This is a genomic window from Phaeobacter sp. HF9A (genome assembly GCF_011806385.1).
GTDB lineage: Bacteria > Pseudomonadota > Alphaproteobacteria > Rhodobacterales > Rhodobacteraceae > Epibacterium.
Map to the genome: position 1 here is coordinate 1 of NZ_JAATOX010000028.1, position 14,149 is coordinate 14,149.

The 14,149-nt window shown below is 62.4% G+C and carries 14 protein-coding genes and 1 pseudogene; 4 read left to right on the forward strand and 11 right to left on the reverse strand.

What is annotated here, in order from left to right; translation table 11 throughout:
* Nucleotides 1-281 (forward strand): annotated as a pseudogene (locus HCZ87_RS07290) (calcium-binding protein); the annotation flags it as partial.
* Nucleotides 282-371: 90 nt separating this feature from the next.
* Here HCZ87_RS07290 and HCZ87_RS07295 read toward each other — a convergent pair.
* From HCZ87_RS07295 to HCZ87_RS07305, 3 genes are all read right to left on the reverse strand, one after another.
* Nucleotides 372-1,466: an AGE family epimerase/isomerase gene (locus HCZ87_RS07295; protein ID WP_167643108.1), complete on the reverse strand. Its 1,095-nt coding sequence runs from the start codon at nucleotides 1,464-1,466 to the stop codon at nucleotides 372-374.
* Entirely contained in the window at nucleotides 1,466-2,083 is a 618-nt protein-coding gene (locus tag HCZ87_RS07300; RefSeq protein WP_254868554.1) for a hypothetical protein, read from the reverse strand. Before HCZ87_RS07300 ends, HCZ87_RS07295 begins: the two co-directional genes overlap by 1 nt.
* Before the next feature lie 193 nt (nucleotides 2,084-2,276).
* On the reverse strand, nucleotides 2,277-3,479 hold the full coding sequence (locus tag HCZ87_RS07305; protein ID WP_167643110.1) for an acylneuraminate cytidylyltransferase: 1,203 nt from the start codon (nucleotides 3,477-3,479) through the stop codon (nucleotides 2,277-2,279).
* A 154-nt stretch (nucleotides 3,480-3,633) separates the two neighbouring features.
* Between HCZ87_RS07305 and HCZ87_RS07310 the strand changes: the two genes are divergently transcribed.
* The 3 genes from HCZ87_RS07310 (at nucleotide 3,634) to HCZ87_RS07320 (ending at nucleotide 6,545) form a co-directional block, all read left to right on the forward strand.
* Entirely contained in the window at nucleotides 3,634-3,840 is a 207-nt protein-coding gene (locus HCZ87_RS07310; RefSeq protein WP_167643111.1) for a hypothetical protein, read from the forward strand.
* On the forward strand, nucleotides 3,840-4,994 hold the full coding sequence (locus tag HCZ87_RS07315; protein WP_167643112.1) for a DUF6716 putative glycosyltransferase: 1,155 nt from the start codon (nucleotides 3,840-3,842) through the stop codon (nucleotides 4,992-4,994). Before HCZ87_RS07310 ends, HCZ87_RS07315 begins: the two co-directional genes overlap by 1 nt.
* 363 nt (nucleotides 4,995-5,357) lie before the next feature.
* Nucleotides 5,358-6,545, forward strand: coding sequence for a DUF2793 domain-containing protein (locus HCZ87_RS07320; RefSeq protein ID WP_167643113.1), 1,188 nt, complete (start codon nucleotides 5,358-5,360; stop codon nucleotides 6,543-6,545).
* A gap of 5 nt (nucleotides 6,546-6,550) precedes the next feature.
* On the opposite strand, the gene HCZ87_RS07325 is transcribed toward HCZ87_RS07320, so the two are convergent.
* From HCZ87_RS07325 to HCZ87_RS07360, 8 genes are all read right to left on the reverse strand, one after another.
* The gene (locus HCZ87_RS07325; protein WP_167643114.1) at nucleotides 6,551-7,357 is read right to left on the reverse strand and encodes a manno-octulosonate cytidylyltransferase; all 807 of its coding nucleotides are present in this window, start codon (nucleotides 7,355-7,357) and stop codon (nucleotides 6,551-6,553) included.
* A gap of 24 nt (nucleotides 7,358-7,381) precedes the next feature.
* Nucleotides 7,382-8,353 (reverse strand): SIS domain-containing protein, encoded by a 972-nt coding sequence (locus HCZ87_RS07330; RefSeq protein ID WP_167643115.1) that lies wholly within the window; start codon nucleotides 8,351-8,353, stop codon nucleotides 7,382-7,384.
* Between the two features lie 89 nt (nucleotides 8,354-8,442).
* Complete coding sequence (locus HCZ87_RS07335; RefSeq protein WP_167643116.1) at nucleotides 8,443-9,687, reverse strand: glycosyltransferase family 4 protein; 1,245 nt, start codon at nucleotides 9,685-9,687, stop codon at nucleotides 8,443-8,445.
* Nucleotides 9,688-9,698: 11 nt separating this feature from the next.
* Nucleotides 9,699-10,589: a glucose-1-phosphate thymidylyltransferase RfbA gene (gene rfbA / locus HCZ87_RS07340; RefSeq protein WP_167643117.1), complete on the reverse strand. Its 891-nt coding sequence runs from the start codon at nucleotides 10,587-10,589 to the stop codon at nucleotides 9,699-9,701.
* Entirely contained in the window at nucleotides 10,586-11,434 is an 849-nt protein-coding gene (gene rfbD / locus HCZ87_RS07345) for a dTDP-4-dehydrorhamnose reductase (protein ID WP_167643118.1), read from the reverse strand. Before rfbD ends, rfbA begins: the two co-directional genes overlap by 4 nt.
* A 63-nt stretch (nucleotides 11,435-11,497) precedes the next feature.
* Nucleotides 11,498-12,550 carry a dTDP-glucose 4,6-dehydratase gene (rfbB, locus tag HCZ87_RS07350; protein ID WP_167643119.1) on the reverse strand — a complete coding sequence of 351 codons (1,053 nt, stop codon included), beginning with the start codon at nucleotides 12,548-12,550 and terminating at the stop codon, nucleotides 11,498-11,500.
* Between the two features lie 5 nt (nucleotides 12,551-12,555).
* Nucleotides 12,556-13,110: a dTDP-4-dehydrorhamnose 3,5-epimerase gene (rfbC, locus tag HCZ87_RS07355; RefSeq protein ID WP_011116755.1), complete on the reverse strand. Its 555-nt coding sequence runs from the start codon at nucleotides 13,108-13,110 to the stop codon at nucleotides 12,556-12,558.
* 103 nt (nucleotides 13,111-13,213) lie between these two features.
* A complete protein-coding gene (locus HCZ87_RS07360; RefSeq protein ID WP_167643120.1) occupies nucleotides 13,214-14,068 on the reverse strand; it encodes a WecB/TagA/CpsF family glycosyltransferase in 855 nt (284 codons plus the stop codon).
* Nucleotides 14,069-14,149 lie beyond the last annotated feature (81 nt).

Genomic DNA, 14,149 nt, shown 5'->3' on the forward strand with positions numbered 1-14,149 from the left:
GATCTGGAAACGACCTCCTACGCGGTGGCACCCTGGTCGATACCTTTGTATTTGACGTTGGCCATGACGCAGACGAGATCAACGACTTTGAGATTTTCAATGATCGGTTGGAACTCTCCTCGGCGTTGGTCGATGGGCTGAGCAACTCTCAGGAAGTCATTGACACTTTTGCCAGCTTGCAGAACGGCGTGGCCGTCTTTGACTTTGGCGATGGTGATCGCATCACCCTCTCGAATATGACCAGCCTTGATGGCCTGGCGGACAACATAGATATCGTCTGACCTTCTTCAAAGGCCAGATACCAAAAACGGGCGGCGCATTGCGCCGCCCGTTTTGCATGTCCACACCAACATCTTTTGTCTCGAACCGGTTCAGACCGAGAGACCATCCGAGACGTAGAAACGGATGGCCACCAGGATATGGTAGAAGGTCGAGGCAGGCATATTCTCTGACAGGAGCACCCCTGCGGTGGAGCGTTTGTCGTACCAGCCCCCCATCACGGGGGTGTCGAGATATTGGTCCCACATCAGGGTCAGCACCGCCTCGGGAAGTGGCCCTCCTGCCGGGGTCTCGCCACGCCGTGCCATGGCGATCACCGCTTTTAAAAGTTCGGTCTGTGGCCACATCCGGCGGGTCTCTGCCGCTGGATCGGAGCGGTCCGGCAGCAGGCCGCTGGCATCGCGACGCGCCAGCACCGCGTCATAAAGTGTCTTCATCGGCACATCGGCGTTGCGCCCAGTGGCCACCTCGTAGCGATCAATAAGATAGACCCACTCCGCCATATGCCCCGGTTCTACGGCCTGGTCGGCTTCATCAAGCGGGCTCCAATCCTCGGCAAAATACTCCAGAACCCGGCCATCCTCGGCGAGAAAAACCTCGCGGAACAGGCTCAGGCTTTCCTCCGCCATGTCACGAAAGCGGGTTTCGCCGGTTGCGGCAAACAGCGCGGTGGAGGTCTCGAACATATGCATATGCGGGTTTTGGCGGCGCGGCAGATCGTGAGCCGCATTCTCGTACCAGCCCCGCGGAGCTTTCAGCTTGGCTAACTCCTCCTCAAGCCGGGCCAGATCCGCAGCGACATCCGCGCCCGTGGCGATCAACGCCGAGGCCGCCAGCAGCATGAAGGCCACATCATAGAGATCATGCGGCGCAGTCAGGATTGAGGTGTCGGGTGCCAGCCGCGCGGCCAGATTGCCACTTTCTGCATCAAAGCCGTGATCCATGGCAAAGCGGAACAGTTGCAACGCCAGCGCCCGATGCGCTGGATCTTCAGACTTGGCAAAACAATAGGCTTGACGGACCTGCACCCGCAGGCGGCGTTGCATATCAGCGCAAGGGGCGCCACTATGATCAAGGGCCTCCCAGGCGGTGCCAGTGGCTTGATCCAGTCCCGCCCCGCTCCACAGCGGCAGCGCCTCTTGCCGCAGCCAGACCGGCAGCAGAGCTTTAAAATCCGTGGTTGTCATCAAAATAATATCCTCTCCTTAAGTCCCCGTAACGCTGCGCTGCCCCGCCGCAGAACTTTCAGCGCTCTGATCGGATAAGGTCCGGCCCAGCTGGCCCAGTCGGTGGGCGGGTCAACGCGGGGCTGCTCCAGCCCTGCCCCGCCGCGATCAGGGGCCGGATCGCTCACGTCGCGCAACAGTGGGCTGTCGCCTAGACGTAACAGCTGCAAATCTCCGCGGGTCTGCAACATCTGCAAAATCGCGTGATCCAGATCCAGATCGTGCAAGTGGGCATCCAGACCGCGCCGCCCCAGATCCTGCCCCATCAGGTCCCGGTAATGCGGGCCCGGCGAAAACGGATAGCGCTGATGGGTGCCGTAAAAATCCATCCCCGGCAGGAGGATCTGTTCCGCTCCCATGCCATGCGCCATCAATACCGCATAGATCCCGGTGGTCGGGTGGCGCCCGTGTCTGACAATCAACTGCCGCACCGCCTGTTCGACCATCTTGTCCCGATACCGCATGGGTTGAAAACTCTGGGCAAACCGTCGTCGCCCCGCCCGAATCACCTGCGGATTATGGCTGCTCCATCCTCTGAGATCATAGTCGTTGCGGCAGCGATACAGGGTTTCAAACATGAAAGGCGCAACCCTAGGATCACCGCCCATAAAAGCAAGATCCACCCGACGCCCTAGATAGAAACGCGGTTCAAAAAAGAAATTGTTAGTCCGGATGATGAAATCATCCGCCAGGATAGCCCCGTGCGGCAACCGCGCCAGAGAGGCCCCGTTGCCAGCCACGACTACCGGGCGATCACGGAACGGCACGTTCTCAGCCTATCGCAGCAGAGGCCATCAGGACATCCGACATTGATCGTAGCGCCCCCTGTCCCCCCGGTAGCGGCAGAATCCAGTCGGCTACCCCTAGGATAGAGGGATGCGAATCCGACGGGCACGCCGATAGGCCCGCTCGCTCTATCGCACCCCGGTCGTTGACGTCATTGCCCACATAAAGGAGGTCATCCCAGCCGAGATCGCGTTCGGCCAGCCAGCGTTCCAGCGCCGCCACTTTGTCGTCGACGCTGTGCTGCACCTCAAGCTTCAGCTTTTCGGCCCGTTTCAGCACCACAGGATTGCGCTCCTTGGACAAGATCATCATCTTGTAGCGACCGCTTTCACGCAGGGCTGCAATGCCCATGCCATCGCCGCGTGATGTGCGCACGCTTTCGATCCCGTTCTGGTCGGTGATCACCAGATTGTCGGTATGCACCCCGTCGAAATCCATCACGATAGCCTTGACTCTGGCCAGCCGCCCTGGCGCAATCTCGCTGTGTCCGCCAGCTTGGGCGATCTGAGAACACAGGGCGAAATCCTGCAAGGTATCGATCTCGATCGGCGGGTGATCGACGGGATAGAGCGCCACCGATCCGCAGAACCGCTGGCCCGTGGTAAGGAAGGACGCCAGCTGCACACAGTAGATAGCGCCGCTTTCACAATATTGCGGCGGCAGATCCTGACGGCGTTTGCGCTGTTCGCGTTCGTTGTGGTTGAGTCCAACCCCTCGGCCATCGGCGTCGAGCCCCCAGAGGAAGGAGTGATCCTCGGTGACCGACAGGGCGCAATCGGTTCCCCTAGCCTCCATCTCCGCCAGGCAGCCGTCGATATCGGCACCGGTGATGAAGGGGGAGGTACACTGCAGGAACACCAACTTGTCGAGACCGGGCAGATCGTCACGCACCAGCGGAACCGCGTGCAGCCAGCCAGCCTCGGAGCTGGCGGTATCGCCCGACAGCTCTGCTGGGCGGTCGATAATGCGGGCTCCATACAACGCAGCCTCGGCCGCAATGTCGGCGTCATCGGTGGAAACATAGACCGCCGCGACACCGGTAGCTGCGCGGCCTGCGCGCACGGCACGGCCAATCAGCGAAACCCCACCTACCGGGCGCAAATTCTTGCCCGGAACCCCTTTGGAACCGCCTCGCGCCAGTATGATACAGGCTGTATTGGCCGATGTGACGAGGGGGCGTTCAGACATGGTGGGCTTCCGTTCTGATCAATGTGTTGTTCTCTCGCCTATAGAGCGGGCTTCTTGCCTGCTCTATAGGCGAGGCTATAGCCTTCTCGTTTACAAACCCCATCTGCTTGTGTAAATCCCACAAGAAATTTCAGACAGGCGGACACGTCCCAGAATGATCGCAATACTCAAGAAAACAACATTTGGGAAAATGCTGTATCGCCTGTCTCGCACCGCTCTCGGCCGGCCACTGGTTTGGTTTGCAGCCCTGTTGCAACACGAGGCGATACAGCCCGCGCATTTAATCCCTGCGCACCGTCGTCACAACCAACAGCAGCTCGACATCCTGTCGCGTTTCGAAGCCCGCACCGGAAAGTCCTGATGGCGCAAGACTCTCTGCCCCAGCCGGCCTGTTCCTGTGACATTTCGGCGCCCCTGCCCTTCAGCGAACGCCCTGTCCTGCTGCTATTCAGCGACGATTCAACGCTGTTCTTTGCACTGCGGATGCGTGATTGCCTACGTGACGCCGATCCCGATCTGAAGATCGAGATGGGTTGGGTGGTGGCGGAAAATGCGCTCTCCTACCGACAGATGGCACAACTGTTGCCGGAGGGACCGGATCTAGCCCTGCACGGCAAGACCGCCTTCGAGAAGCTATTCGGTGCTTGCAGCCACAAGGCGGTTCTGACCAGCCGTGTCTATGCTCCGCTGGGAGCTCAGCTGCGGCGCACGATCATGCATGTCAGTGCCGAACGGCCTTGCGTGATCGCGTTTCTCGGCGGGTTGGATTTTTTCCCCCAGGACGGCTACTTCCGACGCCGAAACTGTGATGGGGTGTTTCTCTTTCCGCAATCGGAGCTGGCCACCTTCGAGGAGCAGGCAAAAAACTGGCCGGACCGGATGTGGCAGGAGGTCGGCTTCGGCCATCCCGCCTTCGTCACGCCGGAGCAGCTTACCCCAGAGGAACTGGCCGGACGCAAGGACATCTATTTCTTTACCCAGGCGCTGTCGCCCTCCACCCGCCGGGGTCGCATGCACATGCTGAAGGCAATGGCGGCCATGGCTCGTGCCAATCCTGACCACACGATCTGGATCAAGCTGCGTCACCTGCCGGACGAAAATCGACAGCACCTGCATCTCGAAAAGCACGACTACCCGGCGCTGCTGGCAGATCTGCCAGCAGCGCCAGTAAACCTGAAACTCACCGCCTGCACGATGGACGAGGCCCTGGAAACCGCAGCGCTTGGTATCACCTGCACCTCTACTGCCGCCATTGACGTCGTGCGCGCCGGGATCCCATGTATGGTACATCTTGATTTTGTCGACACCTATCTCGACCCACTGGTCGCTCCGATGCGTAAGCTATTTAAGTCCAGCGGCCTGATTACTTCGCTCGAGGATATGCTGCATATGCGCGCTCAGGCCCCAAACCCCTCTTGGATCGAGGATATGTTCTGCCCTCGCGACCTGGGCGAGCGCGCGCTGCGTATGGTGGAACTGTTTCAGCACAGACCGTTTCAAGTCCTGTCCTTTTAAATCAATTTTCTCACAAAATGGCATATGTTGCACATATCTGGGAAGAAGCTGCTTCCTCTTTCCCAGACGGGCTTATTCCGCAGCTGTATGTGAGAGATGTGCCAAGGGCGGTATAATGGCATGATGCGGATTTGGCCTCTCCGAGACCCGTCTGTCATCGCCGCGCGCCTTCGACAAGCTCTCTAAAAAGTCTGTTATCTGCTGGAGCGACATACGGCACAGGACCTTCAGCGTCAGACAAACCTGAATCGCAGGCCCCGCCCGTTGCGTCCCCGGCGTGCGCGGTGTTTTTCGCCCCTTCAGCCCGGGGCGCTATTCTGCGCCGGTCCCTCGCCCCTTGCCTGCGCAACCCGGAGCCCCCTTATGAGCCAATCCTCGCCCCGTCTGACCCTGCCCTATCTGCAACCGGCCCAGGCCCAGAAACATGTCACCCATAACGAGGCGCTCCAGCGCCTGGATGCGCTGGTGCAACTGGTGGTGCAAGAGGTCGGTGCCGAGACCCCGCCCGCCAGCCCGGACCCCGGCGTGGCCTATGCCCTGGGCGCCAATCCCAGCGGGCTCTGGGCCGGTCAGGGCGATCAGATCGCGATCTTTCAGGGCGAGGGCTGGCTGTTCCTGCCCCCGCAGCCCGGCTGGCGCGCCTGGGATCTGGCAACGCAGTCCTTACACGTCTGGGATGGCAGCGCCTGGGGCGCGCCGGATCTGCCTGACATGGTGGATCAGCTTGGCGTGGCGACCTCGGCCAATGCCGACAACCGGCTGGCGGTCTCCTCGGATGCGGTGCTTTTCACCCATGCCGGTGACAATCATCAGCTCAAGCTCAACAAGGCCAGCGATGGCGATACCGCCAGCCTGCTGTTTCAATCCAACTGGAGCGGCCATGCGGAGATGGGGCTGGCGGGCAGCACCGATTTCTCGATCAAGGTCTCCGGCGGCGGCAGCTGGCCTGCCGCCATGGTGGTGAAATCCGCCACCGCCCGGGTGGGCTTTGGCACCTATAGCCCCGGCGCGCGGCTCGACATCGCCCATGGCGGCAGCGGCGATGATTACCTGCTGGCGGGCGAAGGTGCTCCGCTGTTCCGGCTGGCGGCCGATGGCAATGGCAGCTGCGCCGGCGCCTGGAGCGGCGGCGGCGCCGATTACGCGGAATATTTCGAATGGCTGGATGGCAACCCCGAAGGCGAAGACCGGCGCGGGCTGGCGGTGCTCTGCGAGGGGGAGAAAATCCGCCCCGCCCGCGCGGGCGAAACCCCGATCGGCGTGGTCTCCGCCGCGCCCTGTGTGATCGGCAATGATGACGGCGGCGCCTGGGCCGGGCGCGATCTGCGCGACGCTTATGGTGCGCCCTGTCTGGACGCCGCAGGCCAGCGGCGGCGCAACCCGGCCTATGATCCGACCCGCCCCTATCAGCCCCGCGCGACGCGGCGTGAATGGGATCTGGTCGGCCTCATCGGACGGCTGCATCTGCGCCAGGGCCAGCCGGTGGACCCCCGCTGGATCCGGCTGCGCACAAACCAGGAGACCGGCCTCGACCTCTGGCTTTTGCGCTGAGGCGGTTAGGCCATGCCCATCCGGCTAAGGTAGCCTTCGATCAGCGCCACATCAGAGGGGTTGTTCAATTCCCAGAAGGCGGCGCCGGGTTCCGAGACCTCGATGGTGCTGACCGGATGACCGTTTTCCAGAAAACGCAGCTGCTCCAGCCCCTCCAGGGTTTCCAGAGTGCCCTGCGGCCAGCCCATATAGGCGGCCAGCGCCGACTGGCGGTAGGCATAAAGCCCGACATGGTGGAACACCGGAACCACCCCGTTCACAGAGCTTTTTCCATCGGTGAAGGGCAGCACCTCCTTGGAGAAGTAAAGCGCCTGGCCCAATTGGTTGGAAACCACCGTGGTGGCCCCGACCCGTCCGGCGCGGCGATCCGCGAGGAAGTTGCTCAGCGCTTCCTCGTCGCAGCGCAGCACCGGCGTGGCCACCTGCATGTCTGGTGTCTGTTGCATGGCAGCGATCAGACTGCGCACAAAAGACGGCGGCGTCAGCGGCGCATCCCCTTGCAGGTTGATGATAATATCGCTGGTGATGCCGGCATTCTTCACCGCCTCGGCGACCCGCTCGGTGCCATTGCGGCAGCTTTCCGAGGTCATGATGACCCCGGCGTTGATGCGTTCGGCCTCGGCGGCGATGCGCGCATCATCGGTGGCCACATAGATCGCAACCTCCGTTCCGACAGCGGCACGGGCCGCGGTGACCGAGCGCTCCAGCAGGCTTTTGGACTGGCCGGTGGCGCCGCGCAGATGCACCAGCGGCTTGCCCGGATAGCGGGTCGAGGCATAGCGGGCGGGGACAATGATGGAAACGTCACTCATGGGAGAACCTCTTTGCTCCGATGTTCAGGCGATGCCTGCCCGCAGGCAGTCGTGAATATGCAAAAGCCCCACCACGTGATCGTCTTGATCCAGCACAAACAGCGAGGAAATCTTGCGGCTGTTCATCTCATGCAGGGCTTCGGAAGCCAAGGCACCACTGCGGATGACCTGGGGATCGCGGGTGGCGACGGCACCGGCGGTCTTTTCCATCAGCCCCGTCATGTTGCGACGCAAGTCGCCATCGGTGATGATGCCGGCAAGGCGGTCCTCCTCGATCAGGCCGGCAACGCCAAAGCCCTTGGCGGTCATGGTCAGCAGCGCCTCCGCCATCGGGGTGTCGGGCAGCACCAGCGGCAGCGCCTCGCCCGCATGCATCAGCGCATCCACCAGCATCAACTGCGCGCCCAGCTTGCCGCCGGGATGAAAGACCTGGAAATCCTCACGCTGAAAGCCACGCCGCGCCATCAGGGCCACGGCCAGCGCATCACCGATCGCCAATGTCGCGGTGGTCGATGTGGTCGGCGCGACCCCGATGCCGCAGGCCTCCGGCGCATCGGGCAACAACAGCGTCACATCGGCCTGCTGCGCCAGCGTGCTCTCGGCGACGCGGGTGATGGCGATCAGCGGAATGCCAAAGCGGCGGCTGTAGGTGATGATATCGGCCAGCTCGCGGGTCTCGCCGGAATTGGAAATCACCAGGCAGACATCCCGCGCGGTCACCATGCCCAGATCACCGTGGCTCGCCTCGGTGGCATGGACAAATTGCGCCGGCGTGCCGGTCGAGGCGAGCGTGGCCGCGATCTTGTTGCCGATATGGCCGGACTTGCCGACGCCGGAGACAATGACACGACCCTGCATCGCCTCCAGAATGCGCACCGCCTCCAGATGCGGCGCGCCCAGGGCCTCGGCCATCTGCTGCAAGGCGCTGGCCTCGGTGGTCAGCACCCGGGACATTTCGCCCAGGGTATCGGCAGAGGTCATCTTGGCGGGTATCATGTTTGGATATCTCCAGGCCCTAGGATATGATCTGGTCTGTGTAGTCGGTGCCACGACGAAAGGCCAGTAAAGGTCAGGCCTGTGCCACCTCAGAACATGATCGGCGCGACAGTGTTTGCGAGGCCGTTGATCCGCGAAACATGTTCCGGCAGGCAATGGGTCAGGAAATCATAATGCGCCACCACATGTGCCCGGGCGTTGGGGCCCAGATGCGCATAATTTTCCGGGCGCGCCAGCACGTCACAGACCTGCGCCGCCAGCGCCGAGGGCTCAAAAAAATCCACCAGAAGGCCGGTTTCATCATGGCTGATCGCCTCGCGCACCGGCGCCACATCGGCGGCAACGATCGTCGCCTGCATCGCCATGCTCTCCAGCAAGGACCAGCTTAGCACAAAGGGCATGGTCAGATAGATATGGCAGCGCGAAATCTGGATGATCTTGCAGAGCTGTTCATAGGGCACCCGGCCGACGAAATGCACCCGGCTCCAATCGACGCGATCGCCCAGCTCCTCTTCCATCTCGCCGCGCAGGCCACCGGGGTGTTTGCTCTCGGCGCCGTAAGAGGTCTCATTGCCGCCGATCATCAGGATGCGGGCGTTGGGGCGCGCGGCCTGGATCTCCGGCAGGGCGCGCATCATGATGTGAAAGCCACGCGCGCGTTCCATATTGCGGGCGACATAGGTCACCACCTCATCGCCCCGGGTCAGGGGCCGGTCCAGCCGGCCCAGACGCACCTGCGCCTCCGGGTTGGCGCTCAGCCGATCAGTGCGGATACCGTCGTGACAGACATACATCTTGTCATGAAAACTCGCCGGGAAGCGATCCCGCTGCCAGAGTGTCGGCACATGACCCAGATCCACCACATCGCGGTTGAGACAGGGCACCACATTGCGCGCCCGGTTGAAATAGGGCGCATGCTCCCCCGGCGGGCGTTCGGGATCAAAGCCCACCATGCCGCCACTCATGGAATAATAATATTCAAAGAAGCCCAGGATCGGCACATCCGGCCAGAGATCCTTGAAAAAACTGAGCTCCCCCCAGCCGGTATGCCCCAGGATGATATCGGGGCGAAAGCCGGTCTCGGCGGAAAACTTCTGTGCCGTCTGCACCGCGCCAAACCCGACCCCCACCGCCGCCTCCCAATCCTTGGACAGACCAAAGGCGTCGCGCGCGGGGCGGTGAAACGGCTTATAGACCAAGGTGCGCACGCCGGGGATCTTGATATCCCCGCGCTGGCTCAGGAACACCAGCTCATGGCCGCCCTGCGCCGCCAGCCATTGCACCAGCTCGCGATACTGGCCGGGCATGTTCTGATGCACAAACAGGAGTTTCATCGTCCCACCCCTTATCCCAGAAAGCGGCTCAGATAGGCCCCATAGCTGTTCTTCTTGAAAAGCTCCGCCCGCTCTGCCAGCTCTTCGCGCGAAATCCAGCCGGCGTGAAAGGCGATTTCCTCCAGGCAGCCGGTCTGCAAGCCCTGGCGCTCGTGCAGGGTGCGCACAAAATTGCCCGCGTCCAGCAGGCTGCCATGGGTGCCGGTATCGAGCCAGGCATAGCCGCGCCCCATGCTCTCGACCGAGAGCTGGCCCGCGTCGAGATACATCTGCAACAGATCGGTGATTTCCAGCTCGCCGCGTGGCGAGGGCTGCACCTGTTTGGCCCGCTCCGGCGCGGTGCCATCGAGGAAATAAAGCCCGGTCACCGCGTAATTCGACGGCGGCACCGCGGGTTTTTCAATGATCTGACGCGCCCTTCCCTCGGCATCAAAATCCACCACCCCATAGCGCTCGGGGTCGGCCACGTGATAGCCAAAGACGGTGCCGCCCTCGGGCCGGGCATCCGCCGCCGCCAGAAGATCCGGCAGGCCATGGCCAAAGAACACGTTATCGCCCAGAACCAGCGCCGAGGGCGCGCCATCGAGGAACTCCTCGGCCAGAATAAAGGCCTGCGCCAGACCATCGGGGCTGGGTTGCTGCACATAGGTCAGCGAGACGCCCCATTGGCTGCCATCGCCCAAAAGCCGCTGGAACTGATCGGCGTCCTGCGGCGTGGTGATGACGCAGATCTCGCGGATGCCCGCCAGCATCAGAACCGAGATCGGATAGTAGATCATCGGCTTGTCATAGAGCGGCAGGAGCTGTTTGCTGACCGCCATGGTGATCGGATAGAGCCGGGTGCCGGAGCCCCCCGCCAGAATGATACCTTTGCGGTGCGTGTCAGGTTTGCCTGTGCTCATGCCGTTTCCAAGTCCTTCAATATCTCGCGGAGCCCAACGCGCCAATCCGGCTGCGGGATGCCAAAAACAGTGTCTAACAAGGCGCAATCGAGCCTTGAGTTCAGCGGGCGCGCCGCGGGCGTCGGGTAGTCGGAGGTCGGGATATCCGCCACCGCGCAGCTCAGCCCCGCCTGGGCAAAGATCTCGCGGGCAAAATCCGCCCAGCTCACATAAGGCGCGCCCTGAAAGTGATAGATCCCCGATTTGCCGGGATCCGCGATCAGCTGCTCTGCCATGCTGATGCAGGCGGCGGCAATGTCACGGGCCGGGGTCGGCGCGCCGATCTGATCCCCGACGATGGTCAGCTGGTCCCGCTCGGCCCCCAGCCTGAGCATGGTCTTTACAAAATTATGCCCATGGCACGAGACCACCCAGGAGGTGCGCAGGATCGCATAAGTCCCGCCCGCCGCAATCACCGCCTCTTCGCCCGCGCGCTTGCTGCGCCCATAGGCATTGGGCGGCGCCACCGGATCCTCGGGGCGCCAGGGCATCTCGCCGCTGCCGGCAAAGACATAATCGGTGGAAATCTGCACCAAAGGCACGCCCAGCTGCACGCAGGCCGCCGCCATCGCGCCGGGCGCCGCCCCATTGATGATCCGGGCCAGCTCTTCCTCACCCTCGGCCTTGTCCACCGCCGTATAGGCGGCCGCATTGATCACCGCCCGCGGAGCATGGGCGCGAATGGCCGCAGCGCAGGCGCCGGGATCCGACAGATCCGCCTGATCGCGGCCAAGGCAGACCACCCCGTCAAAATTGGCCAGTTCCCGCGCCACCTGGCCGGTTGCGCCAAACACAAGAATGCTCATCCCGCCCCCTTCATCTTTTCCCAAATATCCCCGCCGGAGGCCGCTGTCCGCCAGGACAGCCCCTTAGGCTTTCACCCCAAGCCGGGCGCCGACGCCATCTCGGTCCTGCAAGGCCCGCCACCAGGTCTCATTGTCCAGATACCATTGCACGGTGCGCGCCAGACCTTCCTCGACGGTGACGCTTGGCCGCCAGCCCAGCTCATTGCGGATACGGCTGGGATCAATCGCATAGCGCGCATCATGGCCCGGGCGATCCGCCACAAATGTGATCTGCTCGGCATAGGATTTGCCATCGCTGCGGGGCTTTTTCTGATCCAGGATCTCGCAGAGCGTCTGCACCAGCTCCAGGTTGCTGCGCTCATTCTCGCCGCCGATGTTATAGCTGCGGCCGTTTTCGCCCTTCTGCACCACGGTGAGCAGCGCATCGGCGTGATCTTCCACATAAAGCCAGTCGCGGATGTTCGAGCCATCGCCATAGATCGGCAGCGCCTTGCCCGCCAGCGCATTCAGAATGATCACCGGAATCAGCTTTTCGGGGAAATGATAGGGGCCGTAGTTGTTGGAGCAATTGGTCAGCACCACTGGCAGCCCGTAGGTCTCGTGCCAGGCGCGCACCAGATGGTCCGAGCTGGCCTTTGAGGCGGAATAGGGCGAGCGCGGATCATAGGCCGTCTCTTCGGTGAACATCACCGATTTATCCGCCGGCAAGGATCCATAGACCTCATCGGTCGAAATATGGTGGAACCGGAAATGCCCCGGCTTGCCCACCGCGGCCCAGAACTTGCGCGCCGCCTCCAGCATGTTGAAAGTGCCGGTGATATTGGTCTCGACAAAATCAGAGGGCCCGTCGATCGAGCGGTCCACATGGCTCTCGGCGGCCAGATGCATCACCACATCCGGCGCATGCAGGGCAAAGATCTTGTCCAGCGCCGCGCGGTCCCGGATATCGGCCTGCTCAAAACTATAAAGATTGCTCTGCGCCACCTCGGCCACATTCTCCAGACAGGCCGCATAGGTCAGCGCGTCCAGATTGACCACCTCATGACCAGCCTTCACCGCCTGGCGCACCACGGCGGATCCGATAAACCCGGCGCCGCCGGTGACAAGAATCTTCATGGCTCTTACTCCTTCCAGGTAAAGGGGCTGTCGAGTTCCGCCAGGATCGGCGCCACCGCGTCTTTGCCCGACAGCACCGGCGTGCCGTCAAAACCCCAGTCAATCCCGCAGCTGTCCCAGCGCACGCCGCCATCGCAATCCGGCGCATAATAATCGGTGCATTTATAGATGACCTCGGTCATCGGCGCGCGGGTGATGAACCCGTGCAAAAAACCCTTGGGCACCAGGATCTGCTTGCCGTTTTCGGCCGAAAGCTCCACCCCGACCCATTCGCCATAGGTGGGCGAGCCCTTGCGGATATCCACCGCCACATCAAACAAGGCCCCCTGACCACAGCGCACCAGCTTGTCCTGGGCATGCGGCGGGGCCTGGAAATGCAGCCCCCGGATGGTGCCGACCTCGGCGGACATCGAGTGATTGTCCTGCACAAAATCCAGATCCAGCCCGGCCGCGGCCATCCGCTGCCGGTTCCAGCTCTCGGAAAAGAAGCCTCGCGCATCCCCAAACCGTTGTGGGGTCAGGATCTTGACGCCCGGCAGCCGGGTCTCTTCAATCTGCATAAAAAACCCCTTTGGTTTCACGTTGTAATTTAGATACCTTCCCTGATAACAAGCTCAGTATGACCTGTCTTCGACAATTTGTTTGTTCCATGGCCAGCGAAGATCACCGCGCCTTGGCTTGCCTGCCAAGTGTTTTCAATCGGCGCGCATAGATCAGGCTCAGAGCCCAGAACAGCGCGCCATTGATGCAATAGCGCCGGAACATCCGCCGCGGTTCGCGCAGCAGGCGAAACAGCCATTCCCCCCCGCTCCGGCGCATCCACAGCGGCGCGCGTGGCGTGAGACCGGAGAGAAAATCCAAAATCGCGCCGCCATTGATCACCAGCATATCCTGCTGCGCCAGCACCGGGTCGCTGGCCAGCCGCAGCGCCAGGCGCTCCTGTTTGGGCATGCCCATGCCCAGGATCACCAGCTGCGGCGGGCTCTCGCGCAGCAGCGCGATATACTCCGCCTCCTCGCGAAACCCGTCGCAGGTATAAAGATCCTCAAACCCCATCATTCGCAGCCGCGCGGCCGCCTGTCCCAGCGCCGGCTCCCGGCTGCCCAGAAGCGCGACCCGGCTCTGGCGCGGCAGCTGCGCCAGAAGCTGCGGGATCAGATCGGTGCCATTCATATTGAGCCCCGGCGCCAGCCCCGCCCGGCGCATCAAAAGCGCCATGCCGACCCCGTCGCGCAACAGCAGATCTGCCGCCAGCAAGGCCGCGCGAAAGCCGGGATCGCGCCAGGCCAGCATCACCGCATGGGCATTGACAAAGGACAGCACCCGCAGCCCGCCTGCCGGCTCCAGCAGCGGCGCCAGTCGCGCCTGTGCCTCTTGCGGGCTGCGGCAGGGGCTCTGCTTGGCCAGCAGCGCGGCGGCGGTGGTGACAAATTCCGACATGGTTTCAATCTCTGGCAGCAGGCGGCGGGCCTGCATGTGATAACCCAGAGACGCCACCGCCGCGAGGCCTCGTCGCATTTCCTTTTGCACGGACGGCCATAGCATATGTTTTGCAGGCATTTATAGTTTTTGCTCCGCTGTCGGGTATGGCTTGAGGTT

Coding starts and splice junctions, on each gene's coding strand:
- HCZ87_RS07335 (WP_167643116.1), bottom strand. CDS start 9,687: ATGAAACTCCTGTTTGTGCATCAGAACATGCCCGGCCAGTATCGCGAG.
- HCZ87_RS07295 (WP_167643108.1), bottom strand. CDS start 1,466: ATGACAACCACGGATTTTAAAGCTCTGCTGCCGGTCTGGCTGCGGCAA.
- HCZ87_RS07330 (WP_167643115.1), bottom strand. CDS start 8,353: ATGATACCCGCCAAGATGACCTCTGCCGATACCCTGGGCGAAATGTCC.
- rfbC (WP_011116755.1), bottom strand. CDS start 13,110: ATGCAGATTGAAGAGACCCGGCTGCCGGGCGTCAAGATCCTGACCCCA.
- rfbD (WP_167643118.1), bottom strand. CDS start 11,434: ATGAGCATTCTTGTGTTTGGCGCAACCGGCCAGGTGGCGCGGGAACTG.
- rfbB (WP_167643119.1), bottom strand. CDS start 12,550: ATGAAGATTCTTGTCACCGGCGGCGCCGGGTTTATCGGATCCGCCGTG.
- HCZ87_RS07360 (WP_167643120.1), bottom strand. CDS start 14,068: ATGCGACGAGGCCTCGCGGCGGTGGCGTCTCTGGGTTATCACATGCAG.
- HCZ87_RS07325 (WP_167643114.1), bottom strand. CDS start 7,357: ATGAGTGACGTTTCCATCATTGTCCCCGCCCGCTATGCCTCGACCCGC.
- HCZ87_RS07305 (WP_167643110.1), bottom strand. CDS start 3,479: ATGTCTGAACGCCCCCTCGTCACATCGGCCAATACAGCCTGTATCATA.
- HCZ87_RS07300 (WP_254868554.1), bottom strand. CDS start 2,083: ATGTTTGAAACCCTGTATCGCTGCCGCAACGACTATGATCTCAGAGGA.
- HCZ87_RS07315 (WP_167643112.1), top strand. CDS start 3,840: ATGGCGCAAGACTCTCTGCCCCAGCCGGCCTGTTCCTGTGACATTTCG.
- HCZ87_RS07310 (WP_167643111.1), top strand. CDS start 3,634: ATGATCGCAATACTCAAGAAAACAACATTTGGGAAAATGCTGTATCGC.
- HCZ87_RS07320 (WP_167643113.1), top strand. CDS start 5,358: ATGAGCCAATCCTCGCCCCGTCTGACCCTGCCCTATCTGCAACCGGCC.
- rfbA (WP_167643117.1), bottom strand. CDS start 10,589: ATGAGCACAGGCAAACCTGACACGCACCGCAAAGGTATCATTCTGGCG.